General features: G+C 37.4%; 18 protein-coding genes. 13 read left to right on the forward strand and 5 right to left on the reverse strand.

Annotated features, from left to right (window positions below):
- The first annotated feature begins 76 nt into the window (after positions 1-76).
- From tpx to NST91_RS07535, 5 genes are all read left to right on the forward strand, one after another.
- The gene (gene tpx / locus NST91_RS07515) at positions 77-577 is read left to right on the forward strand and encodes a thiol peroxidase (RefSeq protein ID WP_341330637.1); all 501 of its coding nucleotides are present in this window, start codon (positions 77-79) and stop codon (positions 575-577) included.
- A gap of 122 nt (positions 578-699) precedes the next feature.
- Positions 700-1,704 carry a class I SAM-dependent methyltransferase gene (locus NST91_RS07520; protein WP_341330638.1) on the forward strand — a complete coding sequence of 335 codons (1,005 nt, stop codon included), beginning with the start codon at positions 700-702 and terminating at the stop codon, positions 1,702-1,704.
- Between the two features lie 235 nt (positions 1,705-1,939).
- Positions 1,940-3,127 (forward strand): acetate kinase, encoded by a 1,188-nt coding sequence (locus tag NST91_RS07525; protein ID WP_341330639.1) that lies wholly within the window; start codon positions 1,940-1,942, stop codon positions 3,125-3,127.
- A 135-nt stretch (positions 3,128-3,262) separates the two neighbouring features.
- Entirely contained in the window at positions 3,263-4,096 is an 834-nt protein-coding gene (locus NST91_RS07530; protein ID WP_341330640.1) for an EcsC family protein, read from the forward strand.
- Between the two features lie 3 nt (positions 4,097-4,099).
- Positions 4,100-4,621 (forward strand): MogA/MoaB family molybdenum cofactor biosynthesis protein, encoded by a 522-nt coding sequence (locus tag NST91_RS07535; protein ID WP_341330641.1) that lies wholly within the window; start codon positions 4,100-4,102, stop codon positions 4,619-4,621.
- Positions 4,622-4,751: 130 nt separating this feature from the next.
- Here NST91_RS07535 and NST91_RS07540 read toward each other — a convergent pair whose 3' ends face one another.
- On the reverse strand, positions 4,752-5,063 hold the full coding sequence (locus NST91_RS07540) for a hypothetical protein (RefSeq protein WP_440273269.1): 312 nt from the start codon (positions 5,061-5,063) through the stop codon (positions 4,752-4,754).
- Positions 5,064-5,248: 185 nt separating this feature from the next.
- Here NST91_RS07540 and NST91_RS07545 point away from each other — a divergent pair, with 185 nt between their 5' ends.
- Entirely contained in the window at positions 5,249-6,457 is a 1,209-nt protein-coding gene (locus tag NST91_RS07545; protein ID WP_341330642.1) for an argininosuccinate synthase, read from the forward strand.
- Positions 6,454-7,830, forward strand: coding sequence for an argininosuccinate lyase (gene argH, locus NST91_RS07550; protein WP_341330643.1), 1,377 nt, complete (start codon positions 6,454-6,456; stop codon positions 7,828-7,830). The genes NST91_RS07545 and argH overlap by 4 nt, the downstream gene beginning before the upstream one ends.
- 159 nt (positions 7,831-7,989) lie before the next feature.
- Here the strand turns inward: argH and NST91_RS07555 are convergent, their stop codons facing one another.
- Positions 7,990-8,439 (reverse strand): universal stress protein, encoded by a 450-nt coding sequence (locus tag NST91_RS07555; RefSeq protein WP_341330644.1) that lies wholly within the window; start codon positions 8,437-8,439, stop codon positions 7,990-7,992.
- 211 nt (positions 8,440-8,650) lie between these two features.
- Here NST91_RS07555 and ald point away from each other — a divergent pair, with 211 nt between their 5' ends.
- Positions 8,651-9,772: an alanine dehydrogenase gene (gene ald / locus NST91_RS07560; RefSeq protein WP_341330645.1), complete on the forward strand. Its 1,122-nt coding sequence runs from the start codon at positions 8,651-8,653 to the stop codon at positions 9,770-9,772.
- A gap of 137 nt (positions 9,773-9,909) precedes the next feature.
- On the forward strand, positions 9,910-10,647 hold the full coding sequence (locus NST91_RS07565; RefSeq protein ID WP_341330646.1) for a hypothetical protein: 738 nt from the start codon (positions 9,910-9,912) through the stop codon (positions 10,645-10,647).
- Positions 10,648-10,701: 54 nt separating this feature from the next.
- Here the strand turns inward: NST91_RS07565 and NST91_RS07570 are convergent, their stop codons facing one another.
- The gene (locus NST91_RS07570) at positions 10,702-11,796 is read right to left on the reverse strand and encodes a M24 family metallopeptidase (RefSeq protein ID WP_341330647.1); all 1,095 of its coding nucleotides are present in this window, start codon (positions 11,794-11,796) and stop codon (positions 10,702-10,704) included.
- 217 nt (positions 11,797-12,013) lie between these two features.
- Here NST91_RS07570 and NST91_RS07575 point away from each other — a divergent pair, with 217 nt between their 5' ends.
- The 3 genes from NST91_RS07575 (at position 12,014) to NST91_RS07585 (ending at position 14,690) form a co-directional block, all read left to right on the forward strand.
- A complete protein-coding gene (locus NST91_RS07575) occupies positions 12,014-12,697 on the forward strand; it encodes a metal-dependent hydrolase (protein ID WP_341330648.1) in 684 nt (227 codons plus the stop codon).
- 85 nt (positions 12,698-12,782) lie between these two features.
- Positions 12,783-13,025 carry a hypothetical protein gene (locus NST91_RS07580; RefSeq protein ID WP_341330649.1) on the forward strand — a complete coding sequence of 81 codons (243 nt, stop codon included), beginning with the start codon at positions 12,783-12,785 and terminating at the stop codon, positions 13,023-13,025.
- A 354-nt stretch (positions 13,026-13,379) separates the two neighbouring features.
- Entirely contained in the window at positions 13,380-14,690 is a 1,311-nt protein-coding gene (locus tag NST91_RS07585; RefSeq protein ID WP_121447426.1) for a DRTGG domain-containing protein, read from the forward strand.
- A gap of 52 nt (positions 14,691-14,742) precedes the next feature.
- On the opposite strand, the gene NST91_RS07590 is transcribed toward NST91_RS07585, so the two are convergent.
- On the reverse strand, positions 14,743-15,042 hold the full coding sequence (locus tag NST91_RS07590; protein WP_341330650.1) for a YtpI family protein: 300 nt from the start codon (positions 15,040-15,042) through the stop codon (positions 14,743-14,745).
- A gap of 117 nt (positions 15,043-15,159) precedes the next feature.
- Here NST91_RS07590 and NST91_RS07595 point away from each other — a divergent pair, with 117 nt between their 5' ends.
- Complete coding sequence (locus NST91_RS07595) at positions 15,160-16,101, forward strand: DHH family phosphoesterase (RefSeq protein WP_341330651.1); 942 nt, start codon at positions 15,160-15,162, stop codon at positions 16,099-16,101.
- 34 nt (positions 16,102-16,135) lie between these two features.
- Here the strand turns inward: NST91_RS07595 and NST91_RS07600 are convergent, their stop codons facing one another.
- A complete protein-coding gene (locus tag NST91_RS07600) occupies positions 16,136-16,324 on the reverse strand; it encodes a YtzJ family protein (protein ID WP_121447429.1) in 189 nt (62 codons plus the stop codon).
- Positions 16,325-16,377 lie beyond the last annotated feature (53 nt).

Consider the following 16,377-nt stretch of genomic DNA (forward strand, 5'->3'; position numbering starts at 1 on the left):
CCAAATAATTGCAATTGTGGGAGATAAAAGATATGATTTACACTGTACATAAAAATTTAAGGAGGATTTTGGTAAAATGGCAAATATCACATTTAAAAACAATCCAGTCACTTTATTGGGGAATGAAGTAAAAGTTGGGGACAAGGCTCCTGATTTTACTGTATTAGCAAACGATTTATCACCAGTATCACTTGCAGACTCAAAAGGATCTGTTCGTTTAATTAGCGTTGTACCATCACTTGATACAGGTGTATGTGATGCACAAACTCGTCGTTTTAACGAAGAAGCAGCCGGTCTAAATAATGTTAAAATCTTAACAGTCAGTGTTGATTTGCCATTTGCACAAAAACGTTGGTGTGGTGCAAACGGTATTGAAAATGTTCAAACTCTTTCCGACCACCGTGATCTTTCTTTCGGAGAAGCTTATGGTGTAGCAATTCAAGAACTACGCTTATTGGCTCGCGCAGTATTTGTTGTTGATAGCAACGATACTGTAACATATGTGGAGTACGTTAGTGAAGCAACAAACCATCCAAACTACGAAGCAGCCCTAGAAGCAGCAAAAGCAGCTAACTAATAGATTAAAACGAAGAGGATCCCAATCATGTTTGGGGTTCTTTTTTTAACTTTGTTGAACTACACCACGATTTCTTTTAAAATAGAGTGATATGTCGAGAGTTCGAAAAAAGGAGTAAAACAATGGCACAATTATCCGCAGTTGAAAAACTATTTACCGTTATCGATAACACATCAATGATCTTGGTCGAAGAATTATCATGTACTTATCTTGAGGCAGTTGCAGAAACAGGCGAAAACCTCTTCCAAAACACGATTCTTCAGGAGGAGGTAAGTGAAATATCAAAAAAGCGTATTGAGAAAGAATACAGCCAGGTAAACCTAAAACAATATTCTGCTGAAGAAATTCGCAAAGCCTATCAGCTTGCTGCTTTAAAAGGGATGAAAGAGGCGACCCAACCAAACCATGAAATGACTCCAGATGCTGTTTCTATTTTTGTTGGATACCTTGTTTCAAAATTTACAGAAGGCTGGAAGGGATTTAGTATCTTTGATCCGGCAGTAGGTACAGGAAACTTACTCACAACCGTACTTAATCAAAATCAATCAAAAGAAATTGAAGCCTCAGCTATCGATGTTGATGATCTCTTGGTTAAAGTGGCATATGTAAGTGCAAACCTGCAACAGCACTCCATTCAGTTTTATAATCAAGATAGTCTACAGCCATTATACATAGACCCAGTTGATGTGATTGTTTGTGATTTACCTGTCGGTTATTATCCGAATGATATTGGAGCGGCTAACTTTGAGCTGCATGCTAAAGAAGGTCATTCGTATGCCCATCATCTGTTCATCGAGCAAAGTCTTAAATATACGAAAGAGGGTGGCTATTTATTTTTCTTAGTTCCTAATCATTTATTTACAAGCGAATATGCTAAGGAATTAAATGCATTCCTCAAAGAGAAATCCGTTATACAAGGGATGATTCAGTTACCTTTATCCTTATTTAAAAATGAAAATGCTGCTAAAAGCATCTTTGTCATTCAGAAAAAGGGGCCAGAAGTAAAGGCACCAAAGCAAGCGTTACTTGTCAATTTACCGAAGTTTTCAAATCAAACGGCAATGGCAGGTATCATTAAACAAATTGATGATTGGTTTAAACAAGAGAAACACGAAATTAAACTATAAATGTTTGAGCACGGAGACCCCACTAATGGGGTCTTTTTTTGAATTGTAGCGTTTTCTATTATCTGAATTAAAGAACTTTATGGCGAAAACGGTACCAATTAAGAACTCTCCTTGAAATGTTTTGGTACCGATGTTTAAATGAAAATGGTATCTATGAAACAATGTCGTTTTGCATAGAATAATGTAGAGTAAAAATTTACATACATGTATAGATTTAAACAAAGGAGCGGACATAATGTCGAAAATCATTGCCATAAATGCAGGAAGCTCGTCACTTAAATTTCAACTATTTGAAATGCCGAGTGAAGAGGTTATTACAAAGGGGATCTTCGAACGGATTGGACTTGAGAAGGGAATTTTCACAATCTCAGTTAATGATGAAAAACAAACAACTGAAACAGAAATTCCTGACCATGCTGTTGCTGTAAAAATACTCCTTGATAAATTGACAGAATTAGGGATTATTCAATCGTTGGATGAAATCGACGGGATCGGTCACCGGGTTGTTCATGGAGGAGAAACTTTTGCAGATTCAGCCGTGATTACGAATGAGGTTATTGATGAAATAGACAAGCTATCAGAATTAGCTCCATTGCATAACCCAGCTAATTTAACAGGAATTAAGGCATTTAAAGAAGTATTACCAAATGTTCCAGCGGTAGCCGTATTTGATACAGCATTTCATCAAACAATGCCTGAGAAATCATTTTTATACAGCCTTCCTTATGATTACTATAAAGACTATGGAATTCGAAAATATGGTTTCCACGGAACATCTCATAAATACGTTTCACAACGTGCAGCTGAAATTTTAGAAAGACCTGTAGAACAGCTTCGTATATTGTCTTGCCATCTTGGTAATGGTGCAAGTATTGCTGCAATTGAAGGTGGAAAATCAATTGATACATCTATGGGCTTTACACCGCTTGCTGGTGTAACAATGGGGACACGTTCCGGAAATATTGACCCGGCATTAATTCCATTTATCATGGAGAAAACAGGTAAAACTGCAGATGAGGTTTTAGATGTTTTAAATAAAGAAAGTGGAATGCTTGGCGTTTCTGGATTTTCAAGTGACTTACGTGATATTGAGTTAGAAGCAACTGAAGGAAATAACCGTGCTGAATTAGCTCTTGAAGTATTTGCAAGCAGAATTCATAAATACATTGGATCATATGCAGCACGTATGCATGGTGTTGATGCAATTATCTTTACAGCGGGTATTGGTGAAAACAGTGATACCATCCGTGCAAGGGTATTAACAGGACTTGAATTCATGGGTGTATATTGGGATCCAGTTTTAAATAAAGTAAGAGGTAAGGAGACTTTCATTAGCTATCCACATTCACCTGTGAAGGTTATCGTTATTCCTACGAATGAAGAAGTCATGATTGCTCGTGATGTTATGCGTTTAACAAAATAAAGGATTTGAAGGACAAACTCTTAGTGGGTTTGTCTTTTTCCTTTTTCTAACGGTTGATTCTCCTCCTAATGGTTTTCGGTTTTTTCTTTGTGGTGGTATAATACACATAGTGAATGCTGGAAACGGAGGATGATTATGGGTCTTACCGAACGAGAAATACAAATTTTAACCGAGATTGAAAAATGGTCGGATCAAATGCAACATGAGCAAACCGATTTTGAAATGACGTATGACAAATGGCTGGAAAACTCGTTAAGCCTTATCCCTGAGAATGTACGAACGGAGTTCTTTTCAAAATTAGATAATTGGCTATTCCATTTACATGCCATACTTCAAGGAACACAAATTCAAGTGGATGCAAGGGAGCGTCTTATTCGTTCGGCACGTGTTTTTAATCAGGATATTGAAGAAATATCTGATTTAAAAGAATTAACTATAGATCAGCTTATATATTTAACCGAAAACCAGATTGCGAAGCATCGCCTTTATTCTTTTGCACAAGGGGGCCTATCTGGTACAGGGGGACTTCTCCTACTTGGAACGGATATACCTGGGATAACGGTCCTTAATCTTCGTATTGTTCAACTCATTGCGATGACATATGGTTATGAAGTAAATACACCATATGAAATGATGACATCTTTAAAAGTGTTTCATGCTGCTACGCTGCCAAAGCGCATGCGCTTCCAGGGCTGGGAGGAACTCACCCAGGGAACTGATGGGTCTAACCAGAACCAATACTTTTATAATGGATCAGAGGACTTAACCGACGAAACTTGGCTTGAACTCCCATTAAAACATATTGTAAAAGCGGTGGCCATTTCAATTCTACGAAAGCGGATGATACAAGGAATTCCTCTTGTTAGCATGGCGATTGGGGCAGGAATGAATTATCAACTAACAAGACAGGTTAGCGATTATGCCCATAATTATTACCGTTTACGTTTTTTGAAGGAAAAGGAGTATTAAGAAATGAGCGTTCAAGAGCATAAAAAAGCTACACCCTCCTCAGTCAGATGCAAAGTGGTTACAATAAGTGATACAAGAACGAAAGAAACAGACAAAAGTGGTAAGCTTATGATTTCGCTACTAGAGGAAAATAATTTCAAAGTCTTACAATATGAGGTTGTAAAGGATGAGGAATCTTTTATCGAAAAAGTGATACGTGAAGGCTGTGAACATGAAGAGATTGATGTAATTTTAACAAATGGGGGCACTGGAATCGCTAAACGTGATGTCACAATTGAAACGGTCACAAAATTATTAGATAAAGAAATTGTCGGGTTTGGTGAACTGTTTCGAATGTTAAGTTATACAGAGGACATAGGCTCAGCGGCTATTCTTTCAAGAGCAATTGCCGGTGTTAGCAATGATACAGCGATCTTTTCAACACCAGGTTCTTCCGGTGCTGTAAAGCTTGCAATGAATAAATTAATCCTACCGGAACTTGGCCATGTTGTCAGTGAAATAAAAAAGGATATCAAAAAGGTCTAATCATATTGGATTAGACCTTTTATATTGTCTAACTCGAGGAGCCGTCTGCTCGAGGTCATAAGCCAGTCGCTTCTGAAGGTTAGGCTCGTCTTATGGTTGTCACCGGTAAACAGGATCCTTTCGCATTTATTTATTGGTGAATTTTTTTAGATATTCCTTGATTCATTCTATACCATATCCATAAATCATTAATGATGGACGCACAATCGGAGATTTCGTTGTTTAGTTCACATGAACGGACAAAATCAAGTTCATTGCCGAGTTGTTCTTGTTTTTCGTTAATAATGGTTTCAATTTCTGCAATTCGATCAGGAATATGTCCTCTGATTTTTTCCCAATGGAACAAGATAAGCTGCTGTGTTTCCACTGTATATTCTTCCCACTCTTTTTCTAAATACGGTAGAAGAATCCCAAGTCGGTCATTAAAATGAAAAAAATCCATTATTACCACCCCTCGTAGGTCTTGCTATCATTTTACAATACTACTAATTTATATTCTATCTTAAAAGAATTTTTTTATTTTTCTCAGTTTACTATTGAAAAAAGTAGAAAGAGTTGCTAAAGTAATACATTATAAATGTATAAATATAAAATCAGATGAATTAATATTCGAGAGGGAGATACAACATGAGCAAAAAGAAAGTTGTTTTAGCATATTCAGGTGGTCTAGATACAAGCGTTGCAGTTAAATGGTTACAGGAGCAAGGATATGAAGTCGTTGCTTGCTGTTTAGATGTAGGTGAAGGAAAAGACCTTGCCTTTATTAAAGAGAAAGCTATTACAGTTGGAGCCGTATCTTCATACGTAATTGATGCGAAGGAAGAATTTGCAAATGAGTTTGCGCTTGCTGCATTACAAGCACATACCCTTTACGAAGGAAAATATCCGTTAGTTTCTGCTTTATCTCGTCCGCTAATCGCGAAAAAACTCGTTGAAGTAGCTGAACAAGAAAATGCTGTAGCCGTTGCACACGGTTGTACTGGGAAAGGTAATGATCAAGTTCGATTTGAAGTCTCAATTAAGGCATTAAATCCTGACCTTGAAGTATTGGCACCTGTTCGTGAGTGGAGCTGGTCTCGTGAAGAAGAAATTGAGTATGCGAAGAAGCATAATATTCCGATTCCAATCAATCTAGATAGCCCATTTTCTATTGACCAAAACCTTTGGGGACGTAGTAATGAATGTGGTATTTTAGAAGATCCATGGGCTGCTCCTCCAGCGGATGCATATGAATTAACAGCAGCTCTTGAAGAAACACCAAATACACCTGACATCATCGAAATCGATTTTGAACAAGGTGTTCCAAAGTCGATTAATGGTCAACAGTACCCATTATCTGAATTAATTCTTGAATTAAACCAAATCGCTGGAAAACATGGTGTAGGCCGCATCGATCATGTAGAAAACCGTCTTGTAGGTATTAAATCTCGTGAAGTTTACGAATGTCCTGGTGCGATGACTTTAATTACAGCACATAAAGAACTTGAAGACCTTACACTTGTAAAAGAAGTCGCTCATTTCAAACCAGTCATCGAACAAAAGCTTACTGAATTAATTTACAATGGGCTTTGGTTCTCACCACTTAAGGATGCATTACTTGGTTTCTTAAAGGAAACACAAAAAAATGTAAATGGAACTGTTCGTGTAAAACTATTTAAAGGTCATGCAATTGTAGAAGGACGTAAATCTGAAAATTCATTGTACGATGAGAAACTTGCAACTTATACTTCTGATGATGAGTTCGATCATAATGCAGCAGTTGGATTCATTTCATTATGGGGCTTACCAACAAAGGTTAACAGCATTGTAAATAACAGTAAGAAGGTTGAAGTATGAAAAAGCTTTGGGGAGGAAGATTCACAAAAAGTGCGGAAAGCTGGGTAGATGAATTCGGTGCATCGATCTCCTTTGATCAGGAACTGGTGAAGGAAGACATCGAAGGAAGTATTGCACATGTGACAATGCTGGGGAAATGCGGCATTGTTTCTATGGAAGAAGCAACTACTATTAAGTCGGGGCTACTTACCTTATTAGAAAAAGCCAAAAGTGATGAATTAGAATTCTCTGTTGCAAATGAAGATATTCATTTAAATATCGAGAAGATGCTAATTGATGAAATTGGACAGGTTGGTGGAAAGCTTCATACGGGAAGAAGCAGAAATGACCAAGTTGCAACAGATATGCATTTATATTTGCGACAACAGGTAGACGAAATCATTCATCTTGTCGAGGAGCTTCAAGATGCAATCGTGGAACAAGCGGAGCAACATGTAGAAACAATTGCTCCTGGTTATACCCATCTACAAAGAGCACAGCCTATTTCATTTGCCCATCATCTATTAGCCTATTATTGGATGCTTGAGCGTGATAAGGAACGCTTAACAGACTCGTTAAAGCGAATCAATATATCCCCATTAGGGGCAGGTGCTCTAGCGGGTACCACGTTTCCGATTGACCGATACTACAGTGCTGAGCTTTTAGGATTTGAAAAAATCTATGAGAATAGTATTGATGCTGTTAGTGACCGTGATTTTATCATTGAATTTTTAAGCAATAGTTCAATGGTTATGATGCATCTATCACGTTTTTGTGAAGAATTGATTTTATGGTCCTCACAGGAGTTTAACTTTATTGAGATGGATGATGCTTTTGCAACGGGAAGTAGTATTATGCCACAGAAGAAGAATCCGGACATGGCTGAACTTATTCGTGGTAAAACAGGAAGAGTTTATGGAAATCTGTTTGGCTTATTAACGGTTCTCAAAGGAACACCACTTGCTTATAACAAAGATATGCAAGAGGACAAAGAGGGCATGTTTGATACTGTGAAGACGGTAAAAGGATCTTTGAAGATCTTTGCAGGAATGGTTTCAACAATGAAGGTGAAAAAGGAAGTAATGGCAACAGCTGTTAAAAAGGATTTCTCCAATGCGACAGAACTAGCTGATTATTTAGCCTCAAAGGGACTACCATTTAGGGAAGCACACGAAGTGGTAGGAAAGCTTGTGTTAACTTGTATTAAACGTGGTGTCTTTTTAAGCGATTTACCACTTGATGTGTTGAAAGAAGCTTCTTCATTATTTGAAGATGATATTTATGAAGTATTGCTGCCTGAAACGGCTGTTGCTCGCCGTAAGAGTGCAGGCGGTACTGGCTTTGAAGAAGTACGTAAGGTTTTAGAGAAAATAAAACAAACAAAAAAATCGTGATTGATTCACGATTTTTTTGTTTGTTTAATGATCAAATGCGCCTTGGCGTATTTGCGCCAGATTTTTTTCGAGCTTGCTCGAAAAATTTCCTTCGAAAAATCGTGGCATCCGCCGGAGGCATTAACTTAATCAGTTGGGTTACAAACCCAACTGATTAAGTTAAAGGTCTTTCTCTGTTCGTACAACCATAACATCACATTTTGCATATCGTGTAATATTTTCAGATACACTGCCTAATAGGAAGCGCTCGACAGCATTTAACCCAGTTGCACCACATATGATTAAATCGATATCATGTTTTGGTGCAATTTCTTTAGCGATTTTTATTTTAGGTGAACCGAATTCTAGTATTGTTTCGATGTCATCAATACCAGCTTCACTTGCAATATCCTTATATTGATTAAGTAATTCTTTTCCATATTGCTCTGATTGTTCTGTTAAATTGTATTGATAAGCTCCTATCGTCGCAAACTGTTTTAAATCAATTATATGAGTAATACTAAGTGTGGCATGATACCGCTTGCAAACATCGATTGCTTTCTTAAAAGCCCATTCCGCTTCCTTTGAACCATCAACAGCTACAAGAACTTTTTTATAGGTAACTAGCATTTTTTAGCCCCCTAAAATATAAAATTATCTTTCTACATTTATTATAGTCCTGGCAAGAACATTGAATATCATACATAATTGTATAATATTTGAACTTTTCCTTGATTATTAGGAAGAAAAATACTATTATGTAAGTGTTTTCATCATTGTTGTAATCGTATTTTTAGTTCAAGTAATTAATCTATTGAAAATGAGATGAGGAGTGTTTTTCATGCGAATTGGTGTACCTCGGGAGATAAAAAATAACGAAAACCGTGTTGCAATGACTCCGGCAGGTGTTGTGAATCTTGTAGGCTTCGGTCATGAAGTGTATATTGAGACAAATGCGGGGCTTGGATCTGGTTTTACGGATGAACAATATGTTAATGCAGGGGCTACCATTGTTAGTACTGCAAGTGAGGCATGGCAAGTGGACATGGTTATGAAGGTAAAAGAGCCACTTCCAGAGGAATATCAATATTTCCGTGAAGGCTTACTCTTATTTACATATTTACATTTAGCTGCAGAGCCTGAATTAACGAAAGCTCTAGTCGAGAAAAAAGTAATTGGGATAGCATATGAAACAGTGCAGCTCCAAAACCGTTCACTTCCATTACTAACCCCAATGAGTGAAGTTGCAGGAAGAATGGCAACTCAGATAGGCGCGCAATTTTTAGAAAAGCCACATGGCGGAAAAGGGATTTTACTTGCTGGTGTTCCAGGCGTTCATCGTGGTAAAGTAACGGTTATTGGTGGAGGAGTTGCAGGTACGAATGCAGCTAAAATGGCAATTGGTCTTGGTGCCCAAGTGACAATTATTGATTTAAATCCTGAGCGACTTCGCCAGCTTGATGACATTTTCGGTGCGGATGTAACTACACTAATGTCAAACCCACTTAACATAGCGGAAGCGGTTGAGGAATCAGATCTTGTAATCGGTGCAGTCCTCATTCCTGGGGCAAAGGCGCCAAAACTAGTAACGGAAGAAATGATTAGAACAATGACACCAGGTTCTGTGGTCGTAGATATCGCGATTGACCAAGGCGGAATTTTTGAAACGACAGATCGAATAACAACCCATGATAATCCAACATATGTCAAACATGACGTGGTTCACTATGCAGTTGCGAACATGCCTGGAGCTGTACCACGTACATCAACGTTTGCACTGACAAATGTAACCGTTCCATATGCATTGTCAATTGCTAATAAAGGATTTAAACAAGCTTGTATAGAAAATGATGCGTTGTTTAAAGGGATTAATACATTAGATGGATATGTTACCTACAAGGCAGTTGCAGAAGCACATGGAACTTCTTACTCAGATGCAAAAACACTCTTAGAAAACAGATAAATTTTTTTGGGATACCTTTCCTTAGGTATCCCTTTTATGTTCTTAATCATTGTCACCATTTTTTATGCATAAAAATAAGATAAAGAAAGTCTGAATGAAGACAAACGTCTAACTAACTAGTAAGGGAGTGCTGAAAAATGGGTTCATCTGTTTATTATAATGAATCGTTAGCCCGATTTGTTCATCGACCAGCTAGTTCCTCACCAGATAATCCAAATCAACAAACTTATTATTCTAATTTTGTTTCTGAACATATTAAACAGCAGGAAAAATATAATGAGCTCGTCAAAGAGTACATTAAAAGTAATGAAGGGCTAATCAAGCATTTAGCAGAAGAACAAAAAGGACTACAACGCCAGTTTTTTAAATCTGAACAAAATCAAATGGAGAAGGATGAAAAGTTCTCTAAAAAAATAACGGAACAGAAAAACTTATTGGAGGTATTTATTGGCTTTATGAAGAAACAAGAAAAATATAATGAGACAACTGCGAAGCAACAAGTGGATCATAAAGAACAGCTTGAAATTCTCCAAAAAATTGTACAAAATCAAGAACTATTTAACAATAAAGTCTCTGAAAATATTAACCTAGTGAAAAAGCAATTTGACCAAATTATTGATTCTCTAAAAAATCATGAAATAATAAATGAAACCATTGCTAATTACTTTGAGAAAAATGACGAAAAAGACCAAGAAATTGCATCAACCATGATAGAGCAAAAGGAACTATTTTTCAAGGTACTAAATGGTTTACAGGATAATAAAGAGCAATACGATATTTTATTTGATTATTTACGTAATCAGGATAATTTTAACCATAAACTGTTTGAATACCTCTGCTCACAATTTGAGGAGGAAAAAAATGCAGTGAATTAGGAAATCTCACGACTAATAAAGTACAAAAAGGACCGCTCAGGGTCCTTTTTTCATTTATTTTATGAGTAGTTCCTTAGGGAATTTTGTAAGTGTTTGGGCTCCATCAGCGGTGATAATCATATCATCTTCAATTCGAACTCCGCCAATTTCTGGAGCATAGATTCCTGGTTCAATTGTAAATACCATACCCTTTTGTAAGAGCATATCATTTGTTTCATTCATAGAAGGAAATTCATGAACATCAATTCCAAGTCCGTGTCCAATTCGGTGGGTAAAATATTCACCAAATCCAGCATTGGATATAATGGTACGAGCTGCACGATCGATATCGCCAATTCTGGTTCCTGGCTTACAAATATCCACCGCTGCTAATTGAGCTTTTAACACAGTGTCATAAACCTCACGTTGTTGGTCAGAGACCTCTCCAAATGCAACTGTTCTAGTTATATCAGAGCAATAACCATCAAGAACAACACCTAAATCGAAAAGAACAAAATCTCCTTTTTGAATGGTTTCAAGTCCAGGTTCTCCATGTGGAGCTGCAGTTTTTAAACCTGTTAGTACCATTGTATCAAAGGACATTTGACGGATTCCTTTTTTCTTCAATTCAAATTCAATTGTGGCAAGAACATCTAATTCTGATTTACCTTGGGCAATTGCATGTACACCCACTTCTACTCCATAATCCGCAAGCTTTGCTGCATCTTCTAGAATAGAAATCTCTTTCTCTTCTTTAATCATCCGTAAAGTATGTAATTTTTCCTCAGCAGAAACGAAAGATGTGGATGGGAATAATTTTTGAATTTGTTCAAAACGATCAACGGTTAAATGTTCTTTTTCAAGAGCTAATGTAGAGACAGTAATGTTTCGTTTAGATAGTGAATTTTGGATGAGTTCCCATGGATTATCTGTATCACTATATCCAATGATTTCATATTCCCAGCCAGCATTACGTGCTTGGGCAAGTTCCATATTTGGACAAATTAAAATGGGCTCTTCCTGTTGAAAAACGAATAAACCAAGGAGTCTTTCGTGTGGTTCGGTATAAAAGTTTGTTAAATAAAATACGTTTGGAGTAGACGTAATAAAACTACATGTAATGTCCTTTTCTGTTAACCAACTAGAAAGTTGTTGTAATCGTTGATTCATTCATAACACTTCCTTTTTAATAATAAGGGACATTTTTTATTTTAGCACTTTGTGGAATGAAGCGGAAGGTGTGAACCTTTTCCTATTATCATATTCGTTTTTGGAGCAGGGTTTGTTTTACGAAGGAAAAGGGTATAAAAAAGAAGGAAAGTAAGCTTTTAAAAAGAAGTACTATATAGTAAGGTTCCGATATAGAATTATGGAAGGGGAGATACATATGAAAGTATCCTATCATGGTCATTCTGTTGTAAAAATTGAAACAGGTGGAAAAACGATCATCATTGACCCATTTATCACAGGAAATCCTAATACAGATTTAAAAGCATCTGAGGAAAAGGTGGATGTCATTTTACTTACACATGGTCATGGAGATCATGTCGGAGACACTGTAGACCTTGCTAAACGCAACTCGAGTCTTGTGGTAGCGCCAAATGAACTTGCAGTCTATTTAGGCTGGCAAGGCTTGAATGTACATCCAATGCATATTGGTGGTGCCCATCAGTTTGATTTTGGGAAGGTAAAGTTTACCCTAGCCTTTCATGGTTCAAGCGTCGAAATTCCTGAAAAACAGGAATTTGTATACACAGGAATGCCAGGTGGTATCTTGTTTAGTGCTGAAGGAAAAACAATCTACCATGCAGGAGATACCGCACTATTCTATGATATGAAATTGATTGGTGAGCTTAATGAGATTGACGTTGCCTTTCTACCAATTGGAGATAATTTCACGATGGGACCAGACGATGCGCTAATTGCAGCAGAGTGGTTAAAAGCAAAAACTGTCGTGCCAATTCACTATAATACTTTCCCTGTTATTAAGCAGGATGCGGACGATTTTGTCTCAAGACTTACATCTGCTGATGGCAAGGTTTTAACAGCAGGTGGCACAATTGAATTGTAAATCGAACAAAGGCGTGAGGAATCACGTCTTTTTTTTATGCATGCTTCATAGAATGATACAAGCATAGGCTAGAGGAGGTAAAAGGATGCATAATAGATTGTTACTATGTTTATTGCTCTGTGGTGTCTTACTTTACTACGGGGTTCCTAGACTATCAATCGGGGCGGAAGGATTAGAAGGAGTATTCGCTCTTTCATGGTTAGTTTTTGCCTTGATTGTAGTTAGTGGAAATTTAATTGGGTTATTATATAATCCGAAGTCTGCTCAGAAAACGACAAGACCACAAGCTGTCACTGCAAAACGTCGACAAAGAATGCGGAATTACTAATATCGCCATAACTATTAAAATTGAATAAACCTTGCTTCACCCGTATAATAAGAGATAACTTTATTCATCAGAAATTCTCTACTTCTATTAGTGAGAATGAATGCCGTAAAAGTAACTAAATTCAGTATGGGAACAAACTTTGGCTGAATAAAATTACTGCCTCCGGCGGATGCCACAGATTTTCAAAGGAAACTTTTCGAGCATAGGATCAAAGACTAAGAACGCCACGTCCTGTGGCAACGTCTTTGTGACCCACCTCGTGTGGGCCTAAAAAATCTGGGCGCAAATACGCCAAGGCGCATTTGATAGAATTTAACGGACTAGACAAAGAATGATTATTAGAGGGTGAAGAGCTTGGCGACAAAGCATGAGCAGATTTTACAGTATATTGACACACTTCCGATTGGTGAGAAAATTTCAGTTCGACAAATTGCAAAGGATATGAAAGTGAGCGAAGGAACGGCTTATCGAGCTATAAAAGATGCGGAAAATAAGGGATACGTGAGTACTATTGAACGTGTCGGAACCATTCGTATTGAACGAAAAAAGAAAGAAAACTTCGAAAAGCTAACTTTTGCTGAGGTTGTCAATATTGTTGATGGACAAGTGCTTGGGGGAAAAGCAGGGCTGCATAAAACACTCAATAAATTTGTTATCGGTGCTATGAAACTAGAAGCAATGATGCGTTATACAGGTGCAGGAAACCTTTTAATAGTTGGTAACCGGACAAAGGCACATGAGTATGCTTTAAATGCAGGAGCTGCTGTTTTAATAACAGGTGGTTTTGACACAGAAGATGAAGTGAAAAAGCTTGCAGACGAGCTCCAACTTCCAATTATTTCGAGTAGTTATGATACGTTTACGGTTGCGACTATGATCAACCGTGCTATCTATGACCAACTTATAAAAAAAGAAATTGTCTTAGTTGAGGATATCTTAACGCCAAAAACTGAGACGGTAAGCCTCCATACCTCGGATAAGGTAGAGAAATGGTATGAACATAATATCGAAACTGGTCATGGTCGCTATCCTGTTGTTGATAATCAATCAAAGGTTGTTGGAATGGTAACAGCAAAGGATATTATGGGACAGGACCTGAATACGCTCATTGAAAAGGTGATGACCAAACAACCAATGACTGTTAATGGAAAAACATCGGTTGCATCTGTATCACATATGATGGTGTGGGAAGGTATTGAAATGCTGCCAGTCGTGGACCAATCGAATCGTTTGCAAGGGATTATTAGTCGTCAGGACGTACTAAAGGCTATGCAAATGATTGGTCGCCAACCTCAAGTAGGAGAAACGATTGATGATATCGTGACAAATCAATTCGTGGATATTTCTGCTGATGGTGAAGCCATATATCAATGTGAAGTAACTCCACAAATGACAAACCACTTGGGCACTATTTCCTATGGGGTATTTACAACGATTGTCACTGAGGCAGCAAGTAGGGTATTAAAATCCTTTAAAAAGGGAGATTTGGTTATCGAGAATATGACGGTTTATTTTATGAGACCCGTTCAAATTGATAGTCTAATGGAAATTCATCCAAGAGTTCTAGAGGTTGGAAGAAGATTTGGTAAGGTTGATGTTGAAGTTTTCCATGGCGGAGTCGTTGTAGGAAAAGCTATGATGATGGCACAGCTAATTGAACGATAAGGATAAGCAGGAACAATAAAAGACGCTGTTACGCGTCTTTTTCTCGGTCTAATTAACTTTGTTGTTCAGCTTCTTTAAGTACGTATGGAAGATAATGCTTATAAGCACGAATGCCTGCCCAAATGCTTCCACCACCAACTAATAGTAGGACTGTCCCAATTACATATGAGATTGTAGATGGATGAACGAAATACGTATTTAAACCAAATAGCGCAACAAAAAGTCCTAAGGCAATACTAGATTTCGCTGAGAGCCATTGTTTTTCAATTGGACGTCTTGTGCGGAAGTATTTTGTTTTATAATAAAAATAAAATACAAGTGCAAATATGATTAGAAAAACGAGAATTTGCATGAGAAGTTTCCTCCAATTCTAGATTACTATACCTATTGTAACCAGAACCAATTCAAATTGCTAGTGAATAGAATGTGGAAACTTGGTGACGAAAAGAAGCGAAAAAGGAGAACTCTAATGATTCAATCTATTCTTAAAACAATTAGTGATTTTGAGACGATCATCATTCATCGCCACGTACGACCAGACCCTGATGCCTATGGCTCACAGTGTGGTCTAGCAGAAATTCTAAAAGCATCCTACCCTTCTAAAAAAGTTTTTGTTGTTGGAGAGGATGAACCCTCCTTACTTTTTCTAAAGGAAATGGACCAAGTTTCAGATGAGATGTATGAAGGAGCATTAGTGATTGTCTGTGATACAGCTAACCAAGGCAGAATTTCAGACGAGCGGTATAATCGCGGGAAAAAATTAATTAAAATCGACCATCATCCCAATGAAGATCCATATGGAGACCTTTTATGGGTGGATACAAGTGCCAGCTCTTGCAGTGAGATGATCTATGAGTTTTACCTCCAAGGGAAGAATCACGGATTAACTCTTTCAACGGATGCAGCGAGACTTCTTTTTGCTGGAATTGTAGGAGACACAGGTAGATTCTTATTTCCTAGTACAAATCCAAAGACATTTACATACGTTGGAGAATTAATTGAATTTGGTTTTCATTTTCCAGATGTTTACGAAAATTTATATAAAACAAAGGAAAATGTAGCACGCCTAAGTGGCTATGTCCTTCAAAATTACAAAGTAACCGAAGATGGTGTAGGGTCTATGGTAATTTCAAATGAGATCCTGAAAGAATACAATGTAACGCCTACAGAAGCATCTCAATTGGTTAGTAACTTAGGAAATATTGAAAATATTAAGGCATGGGTGTTTTTCGTGGAGGAAAAAGAACAAATCCGTGTTCGCCTGCGTTCTAAGGGACCTGTGATAAACGGGGTAGCAAAAAAATACAATGGTGGTGGGCACCCACTTGCATCAGGAGCCACCATTTACTCGTGGCAAGAGGTAGAAAACGTCATTTCTGACCTACGGAAGGTATGCAATCAGGTAAACTAAAAAAATAAAGTCGCTCCATTTGCGTGCGACTTTATCAGCTATCTACTTTTACGGGAATGAACCATGAACCTAGATCTGTTACTTCTTCAAGGACATTGAGGTCTAATGCTTGAATTTCTTTTTTTAACGCATTTACAACTTCTGGGGATTCTGCATAAGCTGAGTACCCTTTTTTGATTCTAGCCATTTTTTCATTTAATAATTTTCTCCGGTTAATATACATAAATTCCCTCCTTAAGTGTTTTCTTTTATTTTATTGCATTTTTGCCTAAAAAT

Origin of the sequence: Ferdinandcohnia sp. FSL W7-1320, from assembly GCF_038050315.1 — a bacterium.
Classification (GTDB): Bacteria; Bacillota; Bacilli; order Bacillales; family Bacillaceae_L; genus Ferdinandcohnia; species Ferdinandcohnia aciditolerans.

Bases quoted from the DNA above. Each gene is read 5' to 3' on its own strand.
- tpx (WP_341330637.1), top strand. From the start codon at position 77: ATGGCAAATATCACATTTAAAAACAATCCAGTCACTTTATTGGGGAAT.
- NST91_RS07520 (WP_341330638.1), top strand. From the start codon at position 700: ATGGCACAATTATCCGCAGTTGAAAAACTATTTACCGTTATCGATAAC.
- NST91_RS07525 (WP_341330639.1), top strand. From the start codon at position 1,940: ATGTCGAAAATCATTGCCATAAATGCAGGAAGCTCGTCACTTAAATTT.
- NST91_RS07530 (WP_341330640.1), top strand. From the start codon at position 3,263: ATGGGTCTTACCGAACGAGAAATACAAATTTTAACCGAGATTGAAAAA.
- NST91_RS07535 (WP_341330641.1), top strand. From the start codon at position 4,100: ATGAGCGTTCAAGAGCATAAAAAAGCTACACCCTCCTCAGTCAGATGC.
- NST91_RS07540 (WP_440273269.1), bottom strand. From the start codon at position 5,063: ATGGATTTTTTTCATTTTAATGACCGACTTGGGATTCTTCTACCGTAT.
- NST91_RS07545 (WP_341330642.1), top strand. From the start codon at position 5,249: ATGAGCAAAAAGAAAGTTGTTTTAGCATATTCAGGTGGTCTAGATACA.
- argH (WP_341330643.1), top strand. From the start codon at position 6,454: ATGAAAAAGCTTTGGGGAGGAAGATTCACAAAAAGTGCGGAAAGCTGG.
- NST91_RS07555 (WP_341330644.1), bottom strand. From the start codon at position 8,439: ATGCTAGTTACCTATAAAAAAGTTCTTGTAGCTGTTGATGGTTCAAAG.
- ald (WP_341330645.1), top strand. From the start codon at position 8,651: ATGCGAATTGGTGTACCTCGGGAGATAAAAAATAACGAAAACCGTGTT.
- NST91_RS07565 (WP_341330646.1), top strand. From the start codon at position 9,910: ATGGGTTCATCTGTTTATTATAATGAATCGTTAGCCCGATTTGTTCAT.
- NST91_RS07570 (WP_341330647.1), bottom strand. From the start codon at position 11,796: ATGAATCAACGATTACAACAACTTTCTAGTTGGTTAACAGAAAAGGAC.
- NST91_RS07575 (WP_341330648.1), top strand. From the start codon at position 12,014: ATGAAAGTATCCTATCATGGTCATTCTGTTGTAAAAATTGAAACAGGT.
- NST91_RS07580 (WP_341330649.1), top strand. From the start codon at position 12,783: ATGCATAATAGATTGTTACTATGTTTATTGCTCTGTGGTGTCTTACTT.
- NST91_RS07590 (WP_341330650.1), bottom strand. From the start codon at position 15,042: ATGCAAATTCTCGTTTTTCTAATCATATTTGCACTTGTATTTTATTTT.
- NST91_RS07595 (WP_341330651.1), top strand. From the start codon at position 15,160: ATGATTCAATCTATTCTTAAAACAATTAGTGATTTTGAGACGATCATC.
- NST91_RS07600 (WP_121447429.1), bottom strand. From the start codon at position 16,324: ATGTATATTAACCGGAGAAAATTATTAAATGAAAAAATGGCTAGAATC.